The organism is Micromonospora sp. LOL_013 (assembly GCF_048060315.1).
In the GTDB taxonomy this organism is placed as follows: Bacteria; Actinomycetota; Actinomycetes; order Mycobacteriales; family Micromonosporaceae; genus Micromonospora_E.
Genome location: NZ_JBHMIQ010000024.1, coordinates 79,069 through 99,293, shown reverse-complemented (window position 1 = coordinate 99,293; position 20,225 = coordinate 79,069). Strand labels below are relative to the sequence as shown.

The following is a 20,225-nucleotide window of genomic DNA, read 5'->3' as shown; positions in this document are numbered from 1 at the left end:
CTCACCGGCCACGCCCGCGACCGGCACCGGCGTCAGCCGGCTGCCGGTCCCGGTGGCGCAGTCGCCAGCGATCGACGCCCACATGCAGCAGCACCAACGGCAGTACGCCCATCACGTACCAGGCCAGGTCGGTGAGGTCGAAATGGACGCCCAGGACCAGCCGTGCCAGCAGACTGCGCTCGGACAGCTCCGCCGGTACGCCGGTCAGCTGCAGCAGCTCGACGAGCCAGCAGAAGGCGACGGCACCCGCCCCGGCCGCGATCGGCCCGGCACCCGGTGCCAGGACGAACACCCCGGCGTAGACCATCGACGCGTACAGGGCGGTGCCGGAAGACTGCTGCAGTGCGCCGGAACTGTCCAGCACCCCGTCGCCGCCGGCCAGCACCCGGCTGCCGAGCGCCACGGCGAGAAACCCGCTGGCGGCGGCCAGGCCCGCCAGCCGTACCCGCCACATGAGACCTGCCACGGCGCCCGACCCTATCGCTCACCGGCCTTGTCGGTCACCGGCCGGTCAGCGGGGTCCCGGCGGATCTCAGTACGTCGATCTCGCAGCCCGGCGAGGCCGGGTCGAAGCCGTGCTCGACCAGCCAACGGATCGTCAGCAGGCTGCGCACTGCCCACCAGGCGCGGATCACGTCGACATCGACGTCGGTGCCGTAGCCGGCGAGGACGTCACCAAGGCGCTCCCGGTGCCCCAACGTCAGGGTCGCGAGGTCGAACAGGGCGTCACCCCGGCCCGCCTCGGACCAGTCGAGCATGCCGGTGACCTCGTCGCCGTCGACGAAGACGTGGGCGGCCTGCAGGTCGCCGTGCGTAAAGACCGGTGTCCACGGCCGCAACGCGGCCTCGGCGATCCGGCGGATGCGCACGACGAGGCTGGCGGGGAGCAGGCTGGTCGCGATGAGCCACTGGCACTCGCCGTCGAGTTGCGAGACCAACTCGTCGGGACTGCGACCGGGCCACGGTGGCAGGGGCGCGTCGTGCAGCATCCGTATGGCGGCACCTGTAGCGGTCCAGGCCGCTGCCGACGCCGTCGACGGCTCGCCGAGCCGGCCGAGCGCCGTCCCGGCCAGGGCCGCAAGCGCGAGTACGGGCGGTCTACGCCACAGCACCTGCGGAGTCGGCACCGGTGCTCTCGTCATCGCCTTGACCTCGACGTCGGTGCGCGTCTGGTCGGCGTCGACCTTCAGGAACACGTCGCCGACGCGCAGGGTCGCGCGTTCGTGATGGGCGACGACGACCTCGACCTGCGCCACGTTGGCCATCATCGCGGGGCCGGCAGACGGCGTCACCCGGTTTACCCGGCCCGCATCCGGCGCTCCGGCGGGCGAGATCCATGATCATGTGAGCGCTATGGACCTCACAACCGCGACGAGACGTCCATGGCGCTCACCTGATCTTGAGCGGAGGCTGCGCCCCGAACGCCTCGGCCGCACCTCGACGTCGGATTCGTGCACCAAGGGTCGCCGGCCGATCGCAGAACAGCGCCCGCTCGGCGAGCTTCCACGCCGTCTTGGACTGTCGGTCGCGGACGGCCGTGTCCGCCTGGTGCTCGCGGCGCAGTGGATCGAGGAGTCCGTGGTGGCTGAGATCCGTCATGGACAGGGCTGTCCCTCCCCGCATGGTGTCCGGTACGCGAAGTATCCGCGCCGTGTGATGATCAGCTTGGCATGGAATTGATCGCGAAAGATATTGATATGACCATGTGACAGGTGGTGCAGTTGTGCTCACCAGCGGAGTCCTCCCCACCCCCAGGAGGTCTAGATGCGATTCCGCGCACCAACTGCCAACGCCGGCTCGTGGCGCAGGACCACCGTCCTCGCCGTCGCAACCGTCGTCGGCCTGTTCGCCGTCGTGACCGGCCCGGTATCGGCCGATCCCAAGCCCAGCGGTGTCGACCGGGAGTCGATCGCCGGCCCGTACCGGGTCCTCGGACCGCGTACCTTCGCCGACCGTGACGCGGTCGCCGGGACCGGCGCCGCGATCGACTACATCGAACACGGCATCCTCAACATCACCGCGACCCGAGCCGAGGTCAGCGCGATCCAGGCGCTCGGCTTCGACGTCGAAGCGGTCCGGGCACCTACCAGGACCGACGACTCCGGTGACGTCACCACGCTGGACTTCCCGCCGTCCGACTCGGCGTACCACAACTACGCAGAGTTGACCACGGCGGTCAACCAGGTGGTCTCCAGCCACTCGAACATCGCCCGGAAGATCAGCATCGGGACCTCGTACGAGGGCCGCGACCTGATGGCGGTCAAGATCTCCGACAACGTCGGCACCGACGAGGACGAGCCGGAGATCCTGTTCAACTCGCAGCAGCACGCCCGCGAGCACCTCACCGTCGAGATGGCGGTCTACCTGCTGAACCTGTTCACCGACGGCTACGGCAGCGACTCGCGGATCACCAACATCGTCAACACCCGCGAGATCTGGATCGTGCCGACCGTCAACCCGGACGGCAGCGAGTACGACATCGCCACCGGCTCGTACCGGTCCTGGCGCAAGAACCGGCAGCCGAACAGCGGTGCGCTCGCCGTCGGCACCGACCTGAACCGCAACTGGGACTACCTGTGGGGCTGCTGCGGCGGATCCTCCGGATCCCCGTCGTCGTCGACCTACCGTGGCCCGTACGCCTTCTCCGCTCCGGAAACCCAGGCACTGCGCGACTTCGTCAACAGCCGGGTCGTCGGCGGTGAGCAGCAGATCAAGGCCAACATCGACTTCCACACCTACTCGGAGCTGGTCCTCTGGCCGTATGGCTGGACCACCGCCAACACGCCCTCCGGGATGACCACCGACCAGTACAACACGTTCGCCACCCTCGGTACGCGGATGGCGGCGACCAACGGCTACACCCCGCAACAGTCCTCCGACCTGTACATCACCGACGGCAGCAGCATCGACTGGATGTGGGGCGAGCACGGCATCTGGGCGTACACCTTCGAGCTGTATCCCGGCTCGTCCAGCGGCGGCGGGTTCTACCCGCCGGACGAGGTGATCCCTGTCCAAACCGCCCGCAACCGGGAAGCGGTGCTGATGTTCAGCGAGTACGCCGACTGCCCGTACCGGGTGATCGGCAAGGAATCGCAGTACTGCGGCGGCGGTCCGGTCGACCCGCCGGGCAGCACCGTCTGGGCGGACGACTTCGAGTCGGCGACCGGCTGGACGACCGACCCGAGCGGCACCGACACCGCCAGCACCGGGCAGTGGGAGCGCGGCGTCGCGCAGGCCACCAGCTCCGGCGGGGCCCTGCAGCTGACCGCCTACCAGGGCAGCAACAGCCTGGTCACCGGCCGGCTGGCCGGCTCCTCCGCCGGCTCGTACGACATCGACAGCGGGGCGACCAGCGCCCGCTCGCCGGCTGTCGCGTTGCCGTCGAGTGGCACCCTCACCCTGTCGCTCGCCTGGTACCTGGCCCACCTGAACAACTCGTCGTCGGCCGACTACCTGCGGATCAGCGTGGTGCACAGTGGCGGCACGACGACGCTGCTGAACCAGTCCGGCGCGGGGAGCAACCGGTACGGGTCCTGGTCGACCAGCAGCTACAACCTGACCCCGTACGCGGGTCAGACGGTGCGGATCCTGGTCGAGGCGGCGGACGCCTCCACCGCCAGTCTGGTCGAGGCGGCCATCGACGACGTCCGGATCACCAGGTCCTGACGGCGGGCAGGGCTGCCTGCTCCTGACGGTGGGCAGGGCTGCCGTGCGGTGAACATCACCGTACGGCAGCCCTGCGCTGTCGCGATGTCTGCCGGCCGGCGCCGGTGGGTTACCGTGCTACCGACCGCCCCGCAGCGAAGCCGGTGCGAACCCGGCGCTGTCCCGCAACTGTGATGCCCCGGCCGACAGTCGGGGCTAGCCAGGTCGCCTGCGGAGTGGTCGCGAACCGCGCTCTCGAGGAAGGGCGCCTCGCCACCTGGCCGGGGCCGGCGTCACCACCCCCGACCTGTCGGCGAAGCACCAGCCCTCGACCGACAGGAGGACCAGATGAGCAGACCCCACCCGCTGCGGGCCGCGTTGCTGCGTACCGCTGCGGTCGCCACCGCCGCGACGCTCGCCCTGACCGGCTGCGGCCAGGCCGGCGACGGCTCCGGCGGACCCGACGACGCGCAGCCCGGCGTCAGCCCGGACGCCACCGCCAGCTATCCGGTCACCGTCGGTGACCTGACCCTGGAAGTACGCCCGGAGCGGATCGTCGCGCTGTCGCCGACCGCCACCGAGATGCTCTTCGCGATCGGTGCCGGCGACCAGGTGGCAGCGGTCGACGACAACTCCAACCACCCGGCCGAGGCGCCGACCACCGAGCTGTCCGGGTTCACCCCGAACGTCGAGGCGATCGCCGGCTACGAACCCGACCTGGTGGTGCTCTCCGGCGACACCAACGAGGTGGTGGCCGGGCTGACCCGACTGTCGATCCCGGTCTACCTGGCCGGGGCGGCGGTCACCTTGGACGACACGTACCGCCAGATCACCGAACTTGGCGCGCTCACCGGGCACCCGGAGGCGGCGGCCGACCTGGTCGACACCATGCGGTCCGACATCGACAAGCTGATCGCCGACGTGGCGCAGCCGGCCGAGCCGCTGAGCTACTACTACGAGCTCGACCCGACTCTCTACACGGTGACCAGCGAAACCTTCGTCGGGTCGCTGTTCACCATGGTCGGGCTGACCAATGTGGCCGACCCGGCGGACCCGTCCGGGGAAGCCGGTGGCTACCCGCAGCTGTCCGCCGAGGCGTTGATCGATGCCGACCCGGACCTGATCTTCCTGGCCGACACCAAGTGCTGCCAGCAGGACGCGCAGACGGTGGCGCAGCGGGCCGGCTGGTCCACCATCACCGCAGTACAGGCCGGTCAGGTGGTCGAGCTCGACGACGACGTCGCGTCCCGCTGGGGTCCCCGGGTGGTCGACCTGGTCCGGGCGATCGTCGACGCGGTCGACGCGGCGGCGGCGTCCTGACGTGCTCCGTACGCCGGTGCGACGGCCCGGCCGGCGGACCGACCCGCAACGAGCAGCCGGCTGGTCCGGGCCGACCGGCCGGCGCCGTCCGGGGCTGACCGCCGGCTGGTTCGCCGGTGCGGTGGCCGCCGTCGTGCTGTCGGCCCTGGCCGGGCTGGCGTTCGGCCCGGCCAGCCTGCCGCCGCTGGCGGTCGCCGCCGAACTGCTCAACCTGCTGCCCGGCGTCGACGTGGAGAGTGGACTCAACGAGCGGCAGGTGGCGATCGTCACCCAGCTGCGGTTGCCCCGGGTGGTGCTGGCGCTGCTGGTCGGCGGCATGCTGGCCCTGGCCGGTGGCTGCTACCAGGGGGTGTTCCGCAACCCGCTGGCCGACCCGCATCTGCTCGGCGTCGCCGCCGGGGCCGGGCTGGCGGTGACCGCGGTCATCGCGCTGCGCTCCGGCACCGGGGTGCTGACCGGGCTGCCGGTGACGGTGCCGCTGGCCGCGTTCGTCGGCGCGCTCGGCGCGGTCGCGCTGACCTACCTGCTCGGCACGGGTGCCGCCGGGCCGGACCGGTCCACCGCGACGCTGATTCTGGCCGGGGTGGCGGTATCGGCGTTCCTCGCCGCCGGGCAGACCTACCTGCTGCAGCGCCACGTCGACACCATCCGGGAGGTGTACTCGTGGCTGCTGGGCCGGCTGGCCACCGACGGCTGGCACGAGGTCCGGCTGGTCCTGCCGTACGCGGTGATCGCCGCCGTGGTGGTGTTAACGCACCGCCGCGAGCTGGATGTGCTGTCGGTCGGTGACGAGGAGGCGGCCAGCCTCGGCCTGCACCCGCAACGGTCCCGCTATCTGCTGCTCGCCGCCGCGTCGCTGGGCACCGCGGCGGCGGTGTCGGTGTCCGGGCTGATCGGCTTCGTCGGGTTGATCGTGCCGCACCTGGTCCGGCTGGTCGCCGGCAGCAGCTACCGGGTGATCCTGCCGCTGTCGATGCTGCTCGGTGGCGCGTTCCTGACCGTCACCGACGTGGTGGCCCGGACCGTGGCCGCGCCGGCCGAGATCCCGATCGGTGTGGTCACCGCCTTCTTCGGCGCCCCGTTCTTCGTGCTGGTGCTGCGCACCACCCGCCGGACGGTGGCGCTGTGACCGGGCCGGCGCCCGCGCCCGACACCGGGCCCGGGACCGGGCCGGCGCCCGCGAGCACTGCCGCCGGCATCCCGGTCGTCGGCCGTGATCTGCGGGTACGCCTCGGCGGCGTGCCGGTGCTGGACGGTGTCGACCTGACCGTGGCCGCCGGTGAGTGGGTGGCGGTGATCGGGCCGAACGGGGCCGGCAAGTCGACCCTGCTGCGGGCGGTCGGCGGGCTGCTGCCGGCCGCCGGCAGCCTGGACCTGTTCGGTACGCCGATCACCCGGCTCGGCCGCCGGGCCCGGGCCCGGCTGGTCGCCACCGTCGTACAGTCACCGGTGGTGCCGGCCGGGATCGCCGTCGCCGACTACGTGCTGCTCGGCCGTACGCCGTACGTCCCGCTGCTGGGTCGGGAGTCGGCGGCCGACCTGGCGGTGGTCGACGACGTGCTGGTCCGGCTCGACCTGACCGGGTTCGCGCACCGGCGGCTGGCCACCCTGTCCGGTGGTGAACGCCAGCGGGTGCTGCTGGCCCGCGCGCTGGCCCAGGGCGCCCCGCTGCTGCTGCTCGACGAGCCGACCAGCGCGCTGGACATCGGCCACCAGCAGGAGGTGCTGGAGCTGGTCGACGAGCTGCGCCGGGACCGTCGGCTGACCGTGCTGGCCACCATGCACGACCTGTCGGTGGCCGGCGAGTACGCCGACCGGCTGGTGCTGCTCGCCGCCGGCCGGACGGTCGCCGCCGGCCCGCCGGCCGAGGTGCTCACCGAGGAGAACCTGGCCCGGTACTACCGGGCCCGGGTGCGGGTGCTGCCAGGCGCGCACGGCCCGCTGGTCGTCCCGGTCCGCGACCGGGACGTTCCCCGTCCAGAACCGTCAGTCGCCGGCGATCCGGATCACCGAGAAGAAGGCCCCCTGCGGGTCGTTGAGCACGGCGAACCGGCCGTGCGGCAGGTCGGTGGGCGGGACTGAGACGGTGCCGCCGAGCGCGGCGGCGTGCTCGGCGGTGGCGTCGCAGTCGTTCACCGCGAAGTACACCATCCAGTGGGCCGGCAGGTCAGCCGGCCAGTCGTCGCCGACCATCGGCATCATCCCGGCGACGGGCTGCTGCTCGACCAGCCATTCGGTGTACATGATCGGTGGGAACGGGGTGTCCCGGCACTCCCAGTCGAAGACCGCGCCGTAGAACTCCTTCGCGCCCTCCGGGTCGCGGGTGGTCAGCTCGTTCCAGCACAGTGAGCCGGGCACGTTCGCCAGCTCCGCGCCGGCCATGGACAGCGGCTGCCAGACGGCGAAGCTGGCCCCGGCCGGGTCGGTGAAGACCGCCGCCCGGCCCCGGTCGAGCACGTCGAACGGCGGCATCAGCACGGTGCCGCCGGCCGACTCGACGAGCTTGGCGCTCGCCTGGGCGTCCAGCGTGCCGATGTACGTGGTCCAGGTCGGCGGCTGCCCGCCGGTGGACACCGAGCCGGCCCCGGCGACCAGTTTGTCGTCCTTGCTGAACAGGGTGTATCCCTCGGCGTCCGGATCGTCGGGCGGCTGCGCGGACCAGCCGAACAGTTCGCCGTAGAACCGGATCGCACCGGGCAGGTCGGAGGTACCGAGGTCGACCCAGGCGGGTACCCCGGCCGCGGCGACGGACATGGCGGATTTCCTCCTGCTGATCGGCTGAGTGGACCCTGCTGACCGAATCCTGGCACCCGGTCGACGACGGTCGGGGGAGATTCGCCGAAGCAATCGCCCGTCACGCGGAATCATGGCCCGCGCCGAGGGTAACCGTGCACCGGGCTGACGTCACCGACCGAAGCCAGGCGGGGACGCCGGACAGCGGCCGGGACGTGGAACAGCGGGGGAGAACGATGGTACGGGTGATCGAGGTGTTGCCGGGCGACATCGACCGGGCGATCAACGACGATCACGTCCTGCTGGACCAGCTTTTCCGGCGGCTGGAAACCGGCCAGGGCGACCGGCGGATCCTGGCAGACCAGGTGGTCTACCGGATCTCCATACACCTGGCGGCCGAGGAACAGATCCTCGACCCGGTCTTCGACGAGCCGGCGGTGACCGGCCGGTTGTCCGCCGGGGCGGTGGCGGAGCTGGTCCAGTGGGGGCGGGACACCCGTCAGCGGATCAAGGAGGCGGCGGCCGAGGTCGACCGGTCCAGACCCGGGAACCTGGACTTCGAAGAAGCACTCAACCATTTGATTGCCGACGTTCGCCGGCAGGCCGCCGACCAGGAGGGGGTGCTGTTGCCGGCGCTGCGGGCCGCGGTCGGTCCGCAGCGGATGGCCGAACTCGGGGCGCAGTTCACCGCCGCGAAGTACCGTGCACCCACCCATCCGCATCCGCAGACACCGAACACCTCCCGCAGCAGTCGGCTGCTGGGCGGCCCGGCCGCGCTGGTCGACCGGCTCCGCGACCGGACCTCGGGGCGGCGTGGCTGGTTCGCCACTGACGCGTCCGGGCTGCTGGAACCGCAGTCGCAGGCGCTGCTGGACGCGTTCGCCGCGCTCGGCCCCCGGCCCACCGAGATCCTCGACCCGGCCGAGGCGCGGCGCCAGCCGACCCTGTCCGACGCGGTGGCCCGGATCCGTACCGACCGGGGAGACCCGGCGGAACGGGAGCCGGTCGACTCGGTCTTCGACTTCGCCATCGACGGTCCCGGCGGGGAGCTGACCCTGCGGGTCTACCGGCCGACGTCGGCGTCACCGGCCGGCGGCCTGCCGGTGCTGATCTACCTGTACGCGGGTGGCTGGGTGGTCGGCAGCCTGGACACCTACGACGCCACCCCCCGGGCGCTGTGCAACAAGGAACGGTGTCTGGTGGTGGCGGTGGACTACCGGCACGCCCCGGAGCATCCGTTCCCGGCTGCCCACGACGACGTGCTCGCCGCGACCCGCTGGCTGCTGGACAACGCCGGGGAGATCGGCGGTGACCCGGAGCGGATCGCCATCGCCGGCGAGGCCGCCGGCGGCAACATGGCGGTGGCTACCTGTCTGCAGTTGCGCGACGCCGGTCAGCGGCTGCCACTGCTGCAGGTGCTGATCTACCCGGTGACCAGTATGACGGTCGATGACGGCTCCGGAGTGGACGCCGCCGACGCGGCACCGCTGAACCGCCCGATGCTGAGCTGGTTCGCCCGGCACGCCTTCCCTCGCCCGGAGATGCTCGACGACCCTCGGGTGGCGTTGCTCGACCTGCCGGTGCAACGGCTCGCCGGCCTGCCGCCGGCGGTGGTGCTGACCGTGGAACGGGATCCGCTGCGCGACCAGGGGCAGGCGTTCGTGCAGCGGCTGCGGGGGGCCGGGGTGCCGGTCGAGCACATCCACTACGACGGAGTACCGCACGAGTTCTTCGGGATGGGTGCGGTGCTGGACGTGGCGGAGGCGGCCCAGGACCGGGTGGCGGCGGAGCTGCACACCGTGTACAACCCGTCCGGCCAGTCGTCGAGCGGCTGGCCGACCGGCCTGTGAGCCTACGGGACCGGAATCAGCGGTCGGCGAGGTCCGCGATGGTGTTCACCAGACCGGCTGCGGTCTGCGGCTCCCGGGTGGTCAGCACGAGATAGCGCCCACCGGACAGCTGCACCCGGATGCCCGGACCGGACCGGGTGATCAGGGCACGTCCACGCGTGTCGGGGTGGTAGCGGTAGCCCCAGCCGCCCCAATCGGACACCCGTACCGTCGTCTGGACGGCCCCGACGATCTCCCGCGCCGGTACGCTGATCCGCGGCCACCCGAACGGCCCGAAGCCGATGTGGATGCCCTGCCGGTCGATGGTCAACCGGTTCACCAGCAGCAGCATCACCAACGCCATGGTGAGCAGCACCGGGCTGGCCACCCAGACGTTGATCCAGACCGCCAGGACCCCGGCGAGCAGCAGCAACGGGACCAGGATCCACAGCCCGGTGCGGGACACCGACGTCTGCTCGGTCCACCCGGCACCGTCAGCCGGCAGCGGCACCCGGGGCAGCTCGGCGGCGGGCCGGCCGTCCGCCGCCGGCCGGGCCGGCGGCGGACCACACGCCGCGTACGCCAGCACCGTCCAACCGGTCACCCCGACCATCAGCGCGGGAATGTGCCAGCTCGGAGCCGGTGCCCGGGTCGGGTCCAGTACGTCGACCGACAGTGCCACGGTGGTCAGCCAGATCCCGGCGACGAACCCGGCGACCGCCGCGCCAATGGTGATCAGCCACCGCCGCAGCTGCCACCGCAGCCCGAGCGGCAGCACCCCGACTGCGGCGAGCACCGCCCCGGCGGCTGCGCCGATCGTGTAGCCGGTCACGCTGTTCGTCAGCGAACTGGTCGCGTCGACGACGTCGGCCGTGTTCCAGTGCATCGGTAGCCGGTCCGGCAGCCGGTGCCGCAGCACCTCGGCGGTCAACGGCACCACGGCGACTGGGAGCACAGCGAGCAGGAGACCGAGCAGCCGCCGGCCGCCGCCACCGGCGCGGTCCTGCCCGGCCGTCCCTCCATCGCTCACCTGGCGATTGTTTCCCAGCTGTCGCCGGGCCAACCTGGAGGGGGCGGGCGGTGTGGCGCGCGCCGTTCTGCTAGTGCCGCCGGTCGGTTCTGCTAATGCCGGTGGTCGGTCCGGGCATGGTCGGTCAGCGCGGGTGGCAACGGTTCGGCGTGCAGCACCGTCAACCGGGACACCGCCCGGGTCAGCACCACGTACAGCCGGTGCAGCCCACGCGGCTCGGCCGCCACGATACCGGCCGGCTCGACCACCACCACGTGGTCGTACTCCAGCCCTTTCACCTCGGTCGCGGCGACCACCGACACCCGGATCCCGGGGTCGCCGGCGGCTCCGGTGACCTTGACACCGGCGGCGGTCAGCGCGTCGCGCAAACCGGTCACCGTGGACTCGGCGGTGATCACCCCGACCGAGCCGTCGTGGGTCAGCGCCGCGCGTACCTCGGCCACCGTGGCACCGGTCAGATCGTCGACCGTACGCAGCGACAGCGACCCGTCGCGACGCAGCGACACCGCCGGTGGTACGTCCACTGCGAGCGCCGGCAGCAGCCGGTTGGCCAGCTCGACCACCACCGCCGGCACCCGGAAGCCGACCGTCAGCGGCACCACCGCGGCGTCGGGCCGACCGAGGTGGGTCAGGGTGCGGTGCCAGTCGGTGGCCGCCCACGGGGCGGTGCCCTGCGCCAGGTCGCCGAGCAGGGTGACCGAGCCGTGTTCGCTGCGCCGGGCGATCGCCCGGCACTGCATCGGCGACAGGTCCTGCGCCTCGTCGATGACCACGTGCCCGTACCCGGTGGGCCGGTCGAGCAGCCCGGCGACCTCGTCGATCAGCACCAGGTCGGCCTCGGTCCATCTGGTGGTGCGGACCGACCTGGCCGGTGGCCGCAGCAGCGCCGCCTGTTCGGCCTCGTCGAGCAGCCCGGTGGCGGCCGTCGCCAGCCGCTGCGCATCGGTGAGCAGCGTGGACACCACCCCGGTCGGGGTGAGCGCCGGCCAGACCCGGTCCAGCAGGGCGCGTACCGGTGCCACCCGGGCCATCCGCCGCAACCAGGCGTCGCTCGGTGATTCGGCGCGCCGGGTCTCGGCTTGACGTTGCAGCAGCGCGACGATCCGGGCCTGCACCCGTTCCCGACCGATCCGGTACGGCGGATCCTCGTCGCGGACCGTCCGCACGATGCGGTGCAACGCCTCGACGCCGATTCGCCAGCGGTAGGAGCCGTCCGGCACCACGATCGACTCGTCCGGTTCGCCGAGGTACGCCTCGACGGCGCGGCGCAGCACCTGCGCCATCCTGGGGTCGTTCTTGAGCGCGGCGGCGGTCGGGGCGTCCGCTGCCCGTACCGGCACCGAGTCGATCAGGCCGGCGACCGTGCACTGGGCCACCTCGACCTCACCGAGGGCGGGCAGCACGTTGGCGATGTAGGACAGGAACACCCGGTTCGGCCCGACGATCAGCACTCCGGCCTTGCGTAGCCGCTCCCGGTGCGCGTACAGCAGGTAGGCCGCCCGGTGCAGGCCGACCGCGGTCTTGCCGGTGCCGGGCGCGCCCTGCACGCAGATCGACTCGGCCAGCGCGGCCCGGACCAGCTCGTCCTGTTCGGGCTGAATGGTGGCGACGATGTCCCGCATCGGGCCGACCCGGGGTCGTTCGATCTCGGTGGTCAGGATGCGGGAAGCGGTGCCGAGCTCCTCGCCCCGGTCGAGGTGTTCGTCCTCGAAGCTGGTGAGTTCGCCGCCGGCGAAACCGAACCGGCGGCGGACCCGCACCCGCTGCGGATCGCGGGCGCTGGCCTGGTAAAAGGCCCGGCTGATCGGCGCCCGCCAGTCGAGCACCAGTGGTTCGCCGGTGTCGTCGGCGACATGCCGGCGGCCGATGTGGGGCCGACTGATCCGCAGCCCGCCCGGATCGGGCTCACCGCCTGGCTCAAGGTCGTCGTCGAGGTCGGGATCGTCTTCGACATCGAGCCGGCCGAAGAACAGCGGCGTGTCCGGGTTGTCGGCCAGCTCGGCGACCCGGCGGGCCAGGTGCCGGCCCAGGGTCTCGGCGGCGTACGCATCCCCGGCGACCCGGTCGCCGGTGCCGAACAGGGCCTCGGCCCGGTTGCGCATCCGGGCGAGAGCGGCGCGGGACGCGGTCAGATGGGCGCGTTCGGCGGCGAGTTCGCCGTCCAAATCGGGTGCGGGGCGGCGGTCGGGTGTGGGGCGGTCGAGGTCGGGTGCGGGCATGCTGACTCCTGGCTGGGATCGCCGGCGTGCTCGCTCGCGTGTCCGGAACCGGGTCGGCCGGTGCCCGGCGCGGGGGACGTCCGCTGCGGTGCGACTCACCGCGGCCGTCAAGCGGCCATCGACATTACCCCTGGCCCGTCGCGGGTCAACCAGATTTCCCGCTCTGCCGGCGCGACGGGGTTGCCGGCCGATCTGCTCGGCAGGTGCCCGGGTCTGCTCGGCAGGTGCCCGGTGCGGGGTGCGCCACAGGCTGGGCCGCCGCCGGGCGTGGCGGCCACCCGACGGCTACCGTGGAGATCATGAGTCACGGTGACGGGGGCGAGGGCGGCGTGCTGCGCCGACCACGGGTCGGGCACATCCAGTTCCTGAACTGCCTGCCCATCTACTGGGGGCTGATGCGCTCCGGCGCGCTGCTCGACGTCGACCTGCACAAGGACTCCCCGGAACGGCTCGGTGCCGCCCTGGCCGCCGGCGACCTGGACATCGGCCCGATCTCGTTGGTCGAGTACCTGCGGCACGCCGACCAGTTCCTGCTGCTGCCGGACATCGCGGTAGGTAGCGACGGGCCGGTGCTGTCGGTGAACGTCGTCACCACCCGGCCACTGGGTGAATTGTCCGGCCGCCCGATGGCGCTCGGCTCCACCTCACGTACCGGTGTGCTGTTGGCCCGGATGCTGCTGGCCGAGCGGTACGGCGTCGAACCGGACTACTTCACCTGCCCGCCGGACGTCACCCAGATGCTGCTGGAGGCCGACGCCGCCGTGTTGATCGGCGACGTCGCATTGCGGGCCCACCACGAGGCGCCGGCGCGCGGTCTGGCCGTCATCGATCTGGGGCAGGCGTGGCGGGACTGGACCGGGCTGCCGATGGTCTTCGCCGTCTGGGCGGTCCGCCGGGACTTCGCCGCCGCCCACCCCGGCCAGGTCAAGGAGGTCCACCAGGCGTTCCTGCGGTCGCGTGACCTGTGCCTCGCCGAGCTCGACGAGGTGGCCCGGGCCGCCGCCAGGTGGGAGCCGTTCGACGCGCCGACGCTGGCGTCGTACTTCCGGGCGTTGGACTTTTCGCTCGGTGACCGGCAGGTGGCCGGGCTGCGGGAGTTCGCCCGCCGCGCGGCCCGGTCGGGTGCCGCCCCGGCGCTGCCACCGGCGGGCCCCGAGTTCTTCATGCCCTGACCGGCGCCCTCCTCGGCTCAGCCGCCGGTCGAGGTGGTTGCCGCTGCCCGCAACTGCTGAGCCACCTCACGGCAGGTCTGCCCGCCGTACGTGAAGGGCCGGTCGGCCGGGAACCGGGTCATCACCCCGATGGTCCACCCGTCGCCGATCGCCAGGCAGTTGACGTGCCAATTCCCCTCGTCGTCGCGGATCACCCAGCCGTTCTTGATGGCGATCCCGTCGGCTTCGTCTGCCGGGAATGCCTGGATCACCCCGAAATCGCCTGGACTGCGTACGCTGCGCATCTCGGTCAGCAGCCAGTCGGTCCACTCGGCGCCGGCCGCCCGGCCATCGGTGATGCACGCTCCGAGCCGGGCCACGTCGCGGGGGGAGAGCCGGGTGGTGCTCCACCGGTTCTCGGTCGAGCTGCGGCTGTCGGTGAGCCCGCAGATCCGGATCATCCGCTCGGTCGCCGCGGTTCGGCCGATCTCCTGCCACAGCTCCTCAGCGACCTGGTTGTCGCTGTCCCTGATCATGATTTCGAGCTGCCGCATCCGGAAGTCGCTCGGCGACCGGCCCGCTTCGGCTGAGGAACGCAGGTAGTCGGCGGCGATCCACGCCTTGATCAGCGACGCCGTGGTACTGGTCTCGGCCAGGTTGGCCGATCCGTGGATCTCGCCGGTGCGCTGGTCGAGCATCGCCCACGACCACCAGCCGTCGATGCCGTCCAGCCGTACCGTGGTCGGCGCGACGGCCAGCGGTGACAGCGTGGGGTCGGGCTCCGGGGTTGGGCTCTCGCTCGGGCCGGCCGTCGGCTGACGCCAGCGGGACCGCTGGTCGGCCCGCTGTTCGTCGGCGGCGGCCAACGGCGCGTCGGGAACCAGCCGCAACCCGGCGATACCAGCGGCTGCCAGTGCGACTACGCCGAGCACGATCAACGGCGTACGCCACCCGGCTCGGGCGTGGCGGGCCACGCCGCTCGGTCGGCGGGCCAGGAGCCGGAGTGGGCGGCCGCTCGGAAACCAGGAGGTGGGTGGCATCTCAGCTGGTCGGTGTCGCCGAGGTCGGCAGTACGGCGGCTGGCTGGATGGCGGCACCAGCGTGTGGGGTGACCAGTTGCCGGGCCACCTCACGGCAGATGCCCGCCCCGTACTCGAGGCCGTAAGAGCCCGGGTAACGGGTCATCACCGCGAGGACCCAGTCGTCGTGCACGGCCAGGCAGTTGAGATGCCACATGCCGTCCGCCCAGATCAGCGTCCAGCCGTTCTTGATGCCGACCGGCGACTCCCGCAACAGGCTCTCCGGTAGTCCATCGATGATGCCCCAGCGGCCACCGCCGGAGGTGGGTTCCTGCTCGGACGCGGCGATCCCGCCCCGCACCTTGGACATCTCGTCGAGCACCCAGTCGGTCCACAACGGGCCGGCGGCGGTGCCGTTCTTGACGCACTCGCCCATCAGCACGGCATCGCGGGCGGACATCTGGGTGTAGCTCCACCAGACGTTGTCCTTCTCCGGCGGCACGACCATCCGGGTCTGCTGCAGGCCGCACATCTCGATCATCCGGGCGAGCACGTCTTCGCCGCCGGCCTGGTAGAACAGCAGGTCCGTGGCCCGGTCGTCGCTGTCGCGGATGGCCAGGCTGGCCTGCTGCAGAATCTCCGAATCAGGCTCGGCGTCATCGAGCTGCCGTAGGTAGTCCGCGACGATCCAGATTTTGATCATCGATTCGGTGGAGCTGGTCTCGGTCATGTTGGCCGAGCCGCCGATCTCGCCACTGTCGCGGTCCAGCAGCGCCCAGGTCATGAAACCGTCGACCGGGACCGAGACCGGTACGGCCCGCAACGTCGGAACGGCCGGCGGCTCGGGGGACTCGGCCATGGCGAGGGTCGGATTGATCAGCTCGACGGCGGACCGGTTGGCGTCCGAACCGGTCCCGCCGAAGAACCGGGCCGAGGCGGTGGGGATCACCAGAACGGCACCGACAACCAGGGCTGCCAACACGACAGTGAGTGTCACGCGTGAACTCATGGAAGGCGGCTCCGGGGAGTGATCGGTGATGTCAGCTCGTCGGTGCTCTGGCGGGTTACGGGTTCTTCCGGCAATCGTGCGTCAGGTGGGGCCGGTGCGCGCCTCGACGCCGCCGCGCCATCGGGCAGTTTACGGGGCGAATCTCGGAGTGCCAGCCCTCGCGCGCCGGAGATCTTCGGAACTGAGTGACGAATACAGATGATTTGTCCGAATAGCTGAGTATTTTCTTGATAATAAGTGGATAAAAGTCGTGTTCGTTGCCGCATGTCTAGTCACTCATTGTGTCGGTCCGATCTCTGGCAGTGAAGATTTCGCGAGTGCTGTTACAGGGCTTGGCTGTGACTGGGGTTTCTTGTAACACTGTGTCGGTGGACGGTGACGACCCTCAGGCGGTGAGTGGCGCCCGCGGCGGGATTCTCGACGAGGTCGAGGCCGCCGAAGTTGCCCTGCGCGACGCGGCGCTGCGCGGCCGGATCCCCGGCCCACGCGCCGCCGACAATCCAACCTGTCCCGACAAACCGGTTGATCCCGACCGGGACTTCATCGAGATGATCGACGCCGACCAGAAGGTCGAGCCGCGCGACTGGATGCCGGACGGCTACCGGCGCACACTGATCCGGCAGATCGCGCAACACGCGCACTCCGAGGTCATTGGGATGCAGCCTGAGGGCAACTGGCTGACCCGGGCACCCAGCCTGCACCGCAAGGCGATCCTGCTGGCAAAGGTCCAGGACGAGGCCGGCCACGGGCTGTATCTGTACGCGGCGGCTGAGACCCTCGGCGTCAGTCGGGAAGAGTTGGTCGACCTGCTGCTCGCCGGCCGGCAGAAGTACAGCTCCATCTTCAACTACCCCACGCTGACCTGGGCAGACGTCGGCGCGATCGGTTGGTTGGTGGACGGCGCGGCGATCATCAACCAGGTCCCGCTGTGCCGCTGCTCGTACGGCCCGTACGCCCGCGCCATGATCCGCATCTGCAAGGAGGAGTCGTTCCACCAGCGGCAGGGCTACGAGATCCTGCACACCCTCGCGCACGGCACCCCGGCTCAGCATCAGATGGCCCAGGACGCGGTGGACCGCTGGTGGTACCCGTCGCTGGCGATGTTCGGGCCGCCGGACGCCGACTCAACCCATTCGGGAAAATCGATGCGCTGGAAGATCAAGCGGTTCTCCAACGACGAGTTGCGCCAACGCTTCGTGGACATGTGTGTCCAGCAGGTCGGCCCGCTCGGGCTCGCCCTGCCCGATCCCGGCCTACGGTGGGACGAGCAGCGTCAGGCGCACGACTTCACCCCGCCGGACTACGACGAACTGCTCCGGGTGATCCGTGGCGACGGGCCGTGCAACCGGCAGCGACTTGCCCACCGGCGGGCCGCGCACGCCGCCGGCGGCTGGGTCCGCGAGGCGTCCCGGGCGTACGCGGAGAAGCAGGCCGGCCGGCGGAAAGCCGGCGCCGCGACGGCCGGAGTGGGCGCTGCGCCGGTCGGAGCGGGTGCCGGATGAGCGGCGAACCGGCCCGGACTCCGCCCACCCCGCTGTGGGAGGTCTTCATCCGGTCCCGGCGGGGGCTTGCCCACACCCACGTCGGCAGCCTGCACGCGCCGGACGCGACGCTCGCCCTGCGGCACGCCCGCGACCTGTACACCCGCCGGCAGGAAGGCGTCTCGATCTGGGTGGTACCGGCGGAGTCGATCACCGCGTCCAGCCCCGACGAGAAGGACGCATTCTTCGACCCGGCGGCCGACAAGGTCTACCGGCACCCGACGTTCTACCAGGTGCCGGACGGGGCGCGGCACCTGTGACCACGACACCCCCCGACCAGTTGCTCTGCTGGGCCGACGACGCGTTGATCACCGCCCAGCGGCTGGCCGCGTGGTGCGCCCGCGCCCCCGAGCTGGAGGAGGACGTCGCCCTCACCAACATCGCGCTCGACCAGCTCGGCGTGGCCCGGCTGCTGCTGTCGTACGCCGCCGAGCAGCTCACCCCCGATGCGGTGCCGGCCGCGCCGGCCGACCAGCCGGTCACCGAGGACACCCTGGCCTTCCTCCGCTCCGACCAGGAGTTTCGCAACTGCCTGCTGGTGGAGCTGCCGGACGACGACTACGCGGTGACCATCGGCAAGCTGCTGTTCCTCGCCGCGTACCAGGTCCGGCTCTACGCCGTGCTGAGCGCCGGCGCCGACCAGCGGCTCGCCGCGATCGCCGGCAAGGCGGCCAAGGAGTCCGCCTACCACCTCGACCACGCGCGGCTGTGGACCCTGCGGCTCGGCGACGGCACCGAGGAGTCGCACCGCCGCATGCAGCACGCGGTCGACGAACTCTGGCCGTACACCCACGAGCTGGTCGCCCCGGTGCCCGGTAGCGGAATCGCCGACCTGTGGGCCGGCTGGCTCGCCGTCGTCGGTCCGATCCTTGCCGAAGCCACCCTGACCGTGCCCGCCGACACCGGGTCCACCGCCGCTGGCGGCGACGGTAAGGGCTGGCGGCCCGGTGGCGGTCGGCTGGGTCGGCACACCGAGCACCTGTCCTACCTGCTGGCCGAGATGCAGGTGGTGCACCGGGCCCACCCGGGTGCGCGATGGTGACCGGACGCCCAGCAGCCGTCGGCGGGGCCAGCGCGGTCGCCCAGGCGGCGGTCGAAGCCGTCGTCGATCCGGAGCTCCGCGTACTTACCATCGCCGAGCTCGGCATCCTCCGTACCGTCGAGGTCACCGAGGCCACCGGCGCGGTCCGGGTGACGGTCACCCCCACCTACAGTGGATGCCCGGCGATGGAGCTGATCCGGGCCGAGATCCGGGCGGCGCTGCACCGGTCCGGCTTCACCGACGTCGCGGTCGTCACCGAGCTGGCGCCCGCGTGGAGCACCGACTGGATCACCGAGGCGGGCCGGCACAAGCTCGCCGCCGCCGGGATCGCCCCACCGTCGCCGGCCACTGTCGGGCCAGTGCCAATCCCACTGGCCGTACGCTGCCCGGCCTGCGGCTCGCCGCGCACCGAGCAGCTGAGCCGATTCGGTGCCACTGCCTGCAAGGCGCTGTGGCGCTGCCAGGAGTGCGCCGAGCCGTTCGAGCAGATGAAGGCGTTTTGATGGCAGTGACGATCAGCCGACCGGCGCGCCGGCGCCCGGTGTTTCATCCGCTCCCGGTCACCGGCGTCGACCAGCTCACCGCCGACGCCGTCGCGGTCACCTTCGCCGTACCGCCCGAGCTGCGCGACGCGTACCGGTTCCAGGCCGGACAGCATCTGACGGTACGGCTGGTCGACCCGGCCGGCGGCCCGGAGATTCGCCGCTCGTACTCCATCTGCTCGACCCCGGCGGAGCTCGCCGACCACGGCCGGCTGCGGATCGGCGTGCGGCACGTCGCCGGTGGCGCCTTCTCCGGGTACGCGGTGCGCCAACTCGCCGCCGGGACCACCGTGGAGGTGATGCCGCCGCTCGGGCATTTCACCACCGGGTTCGAGCCGGGCCGGAGCCGGTACTACGGGGCGCTGGCCGCCGGTTCCGGCATCACGCCGGTGCTGTCCCTGCTCGCCACCGGGTTGGCCACCGAGCCGGGCAGCCGGTTCACCCTCGTCTTCGGCAACCGGTCCGCGCACACCGTGATGTTCGCCGACGAGATCGCCGACCTGAAGGACCGGTACCCGGACCGGCTGCAGGTCGTGCACGTACTGTCCCGCGAGACGCAGGACGCGGAGCTGCTCACCGGGCGGATCGACGCCGCCCGGTTCGGTCGGCTGCTGGACACCGTGGTGCCGGGCGATCAAGTAGACGAATGGTTTCTCTGCGGACCATACGGGCTGGTCATGGCGGTCCGGCAGGTGCTCGCCGAGCGGGGCGTGCCGGATGGTGCCGTACACAGCGAACTCTTCCACGCCAGCGACGGGCCGCCGGCCGGTGCCGACGCCGTGGCCGAAGCCGATGCGGTGGCCGAAGCCGATGCGGTGACCGGAGCCGACGCGGTGACCGGAGCCGACGCGGTGGGCGGCACCGAGGTGACCGTACTGCTCGACGGGCGGGCGTCGACGGTGCGGACGCGGCCGGGGGAGCGGGTGCTCGATGCGGCCCTGCGGGTCCGGTCCGAGCTGCCGTACGCCTGCAAGGGTGGTGTCTGCTCGACCTGCCGGGCGAAGATCGTCGATGGCGCGGTGACGATGGCCCGCAACTACGCCCTCGAGCCGGACGAGGTGGCCGCCGGTTACGTGCTGACTTGCCAGTCAACGCCTACCACGCCGACGCTCACCGTCGACTACGACGCCTGACTGTCGACTACG

Annotated in this window: 18 protein-coding genes, 1 pseudogene and 1 riboswitch; of the genes and pseudogenes, 11 read left to right on the top strand and 8 right to left on the bottom strand. The window is 71.6% G+C overall.

All coding sequences use genetic code 11. The features are described from left to right. Position 1: 1 nt before the first annotated feature. The 3 genes from ACFHWS_RS17645 to ACFHWS_RS17635 form a co-directional block, all read right to left on the bottom strand. Positions 2-466 carry a DUF2809 domain-containing protein gene (locus tag ACFHWS_RS17645; RefSeq protein WP_416556527.1) on the bottom strand — a complete coding sequence of 155 codons (465 nt, stop codon included), beginning with the start codon at positions 464-466 and terminating at the stop codon, positions 2-4. Between the two features lie 34 nt (positions 467-500). After that, positions 501-1,292 carry a phosphotransferase family protein gene (locus ACFHWS_RS17640; RefSeq protein WP_416568573.1) on the bottom strand — a complete coding sequence of 264 codons (792 nt, stop codon included), beginning with the start codon at positions 1,290-1,292 and terminating at the stop codon, positions 501-503. 97 nt (positions 1,293-1,389) lie between these two features. Next, positions 1,390-1,599, bottom strand: a complete 210-nt coding sequence (locus tag ACFHWS_RS17635) for a hypothetical protein (RefSeq protein ID WP_416568572.1) — start codon at positions 1,597-1,599, stop codon at positions 1,390-1,392. Between the two features lie 165 nt (positions 1,600-1,764). On the opposite strand from ACFHWS_RS17635, the gene ACFHWS_RS17630 reads away from it, so the two are divergent. From ACFHWS_RS17630 to ACFHWS_RS17615, 4 genes and pseudogenes are all read left to right on the top strand, one after another. Continuing rightward, entirely contained in the window at positions 1,765-3,666 is a 1,902-nt protein-coding gene (locus tag ACFHWS_RS17630) for a M14 family zinc carboxypeptidase (protein WP_416568571.1), read from the top strand. Between the two features lie 139 nt (positions 3,667-3,805). Continuing rightward, positions 3,806-3,870: riboswitch (cobalamin riboswitch) on the top strand. Between the two features lie 123 nt (positions 3,871-3,993). Further along, positions 3,994-4,965, top strand: coding sequence for an ABC transporter substrate-binding protein (locus tag ACFHWS_RS17625; protein WP_416568570.1), 972 nt, complete (start codon positions 3,994-3,996; stop codon positions 4,963-4,965). 16 nt (positions 4,966-4,981) lie between these two features. Continuing rightward, positions 4,982-6,094, top strand: a complete 1,113-nt coding sequence (locus ACFHWS_RS17620; RefSeq protein ID WP_416556522.1) for a FecCD family ABC transporter permease — start codon at positions 4,982-4,984, stop codon at positions 6,092-6,094. A 68-nt stretch (positions 6,095-6,162) separates the two neighbouring features. Then, a pseudogene (locus tag ACFHWS_RS17615) lies at positions 6,163-6,939 on the top strand (ABC transporter ATP-binding protein); the annotation flags it as partial. A 12-nt stretch (positions 6,940-6,951) separates the two neighbouring features. Here the strand turns inward: ACFHWS_RS17615 and ACFHWS_RS17610 are convergent. Then, positions 6,952-7,719 carry a VOC family protein gene (locus ACFHWS_RS17610; RefSeq protein ID WP_416556521.1) on the bottom strand — a complete coding sequence of 256 codons (768 nt, stop codon included), beginning with the start codon at positions 7,717-7,719 and terminating at the stop codon, positions 6,952-6,954. A gap of 224 nt (positions 7,720-7,943) precedes the next feature. On the opposite strand from ACFHWS_RS17610, the gene ACFHWS_RS17605 reads away from it, so the two are divergent. After that, positions 7,944-9,548, top strand: a complete 1,605-nt coding sequence (locus ACFHWS_RS17605; protein WP_416568569.1) for an alpha/beta hydrolase fold domain-containing protein — start codon at positions 7,944-7,946, stop codon at positions 9,546-9,548. Positions 9,549-9,564: 16 nt separating this feature from the next. Here the strand turns inward: ACFHWS_RS17605 and ACFHWS_RS17600 are convergent, their stop codons facing one another. Together ACFHWS_RS17600 and ACFHWS_RS17595 are read right to left on the bottom strand one after the other, a co-directional pair. Next, positions 9,565-10,557 carry a hypothetical protein gene (locus ACFHWS_RS17600; RefSeq protein WP_416568568.1) on the bottom strand — a complete coding sequence of 331 codons (993 nt, stop codon included), beginning with the start codon at positions 10,555-10,557 and terminating at the stop codon, positions 9,565-9,567. Between the two features lie 92 nt (positions 10,558-10,649). After that, positions 10,650-12,776 carry a HelD family protein gene (locus tag ACFHWS_RS17595; protein ID WP_416568567.1) on the bottom strand — a complete coding sequence of 709 codons (2,127 nt, stop codon included), beginning with the start codon at positions 12,774-12,776 and terminating at the stop codon, positions 10,650-10,652. A gap of 299 nt (positions 12,777-13,075) precedes the next feature. On the opposite strand from ACFHWS_RS17595, the gene ACFHWS_RS17590 reads away from it, so the two are divergent. After that, positions 13,076-13,948 carry a menaquinone biosynthetic enzyme MqnA/MqnD family protein gene (locus tag ACFHWS_RS17590; RefSeq protein ID WP_416556517.1) on the top strand — a complete coding sequence of 291 codons (873 nt, stop codon included), beginning with the start codon at positions 13,076-13,078 and terminating at the stop codon, positions 13,946-13,948. Positions 13,949-13,965: 17 nt separating this feature from the next. Here ACFHWS_RS17590 and ACFHWS_RS17585 read toward each other — a convergent pair whose 3' ends face one another. Both ACFHWS_RS17585 and ACFHWS_RS17580 read right to left on the bottom strand, forming a co-directional pair. Next, positions 13,966-14,901, bottom strand: a complete 936-nt coding sequence (locus tag ACFHWS_RS17585) for a hypothetical protein (RefSeq protein ID WP_416568566.1) — start codon at positions 14,899-14,901, stop codon at positions 13,966-13,968. Between the two features lie 67 nt (positions 14,902-14,968). After that, positions 14,969-15,955: a serine hydrolase gene (locus ACFHWS_RS17580; protein ID WP_416568565.1), complete on the bottom strand. Its 987-nt coding sequence runs from the start codon at positions 15,953-15,955 to the stop codon at positions 14,969-14,971. 368 nt (positions 15,956-16,323) lie between these two features. On the opposite strand from ACFHWS_RS17580, the gene paaA reads away from it, so the two are divergent. Genes paaA through paaE form a run of 5 tightly spaced genes read left to right on the top strand, consistent with a single transcriptional unit; the run spans position 16,324 to position 20,213 of the window. After that, the gene (gene paaA, locus ACFHWS_RS17575; RefSeq protein ID WP_416556514.1) at positions 16,324-17,457 is read left to right on the top strand and encodes a 1,2-phenylacetyl-CoA epoxidase subunit PaaA; all 1,134 of its coding nucleotides are present in this window, start codon (positions 16,324-16,326) and stop codon (positions 17,455-17,457) included. Next, positions 17,454-17,756, top strand: coding sequence for a 1,2-phenylacetyl-CoA epoxidase subunit PaaB (paaB, locus tag ACFHWS_RS17570; protein ID WP_416556513.1), 303 nt, complete (start codon positions 17,454-17,456; stop codon positions 17,754-17,756). Before paaA ends, paaB begins: the two co-directional genes overlap by 4 nt. After that, entirely contained in the window at positions 17,753-18,538 is a 786-nt protein-coding gene (gene paaC / locus ACFHWS_RS17565) for a 1,2-phenylacetyl-CoA epoxidase subunit PaaC (RefSeq protein ID WP_416556512.1), read from the top strand. Before paaB ends, paaC begins: the two co-directional genes overlap by 4 nt. Further along, positions 18,532-19,041 carry a 1,2-phenylacetyl-CoA epoxidase subunit PaaD gene (paaD, locus tag ACFHWS_RS17560; protein WP_416568564.1) on the top strand — a complete coding sequence of 170 codons (510 nt, stop codon included), beginning with the start codon at positions 18,532-18,534 and terminating at the stop codon, positions 19,039-19,041. Before paaC ends, paaD begins: the two co-directional genes overlap by 7 nt. After that, positions 19,041-20,213 carry a 1,2-phenylacetyl-CoA epoxidase subunit PaaE gene (paaE, locus tag ACFHWS_RS17555; protein ID WP_416568563.1) on the top strand — a complete coding sequence of 391 codons (1,173 nt, stop codon included), beginning with the start codon at positions 19,041-19,043 and terminating at the stop codon, positions 20,211-20,213. Before paaD ends, paaE begins: the two co-directional genes overlap by 1 nt. Positions 20,214-20,225: the final 12 nt, after the last annotated feature.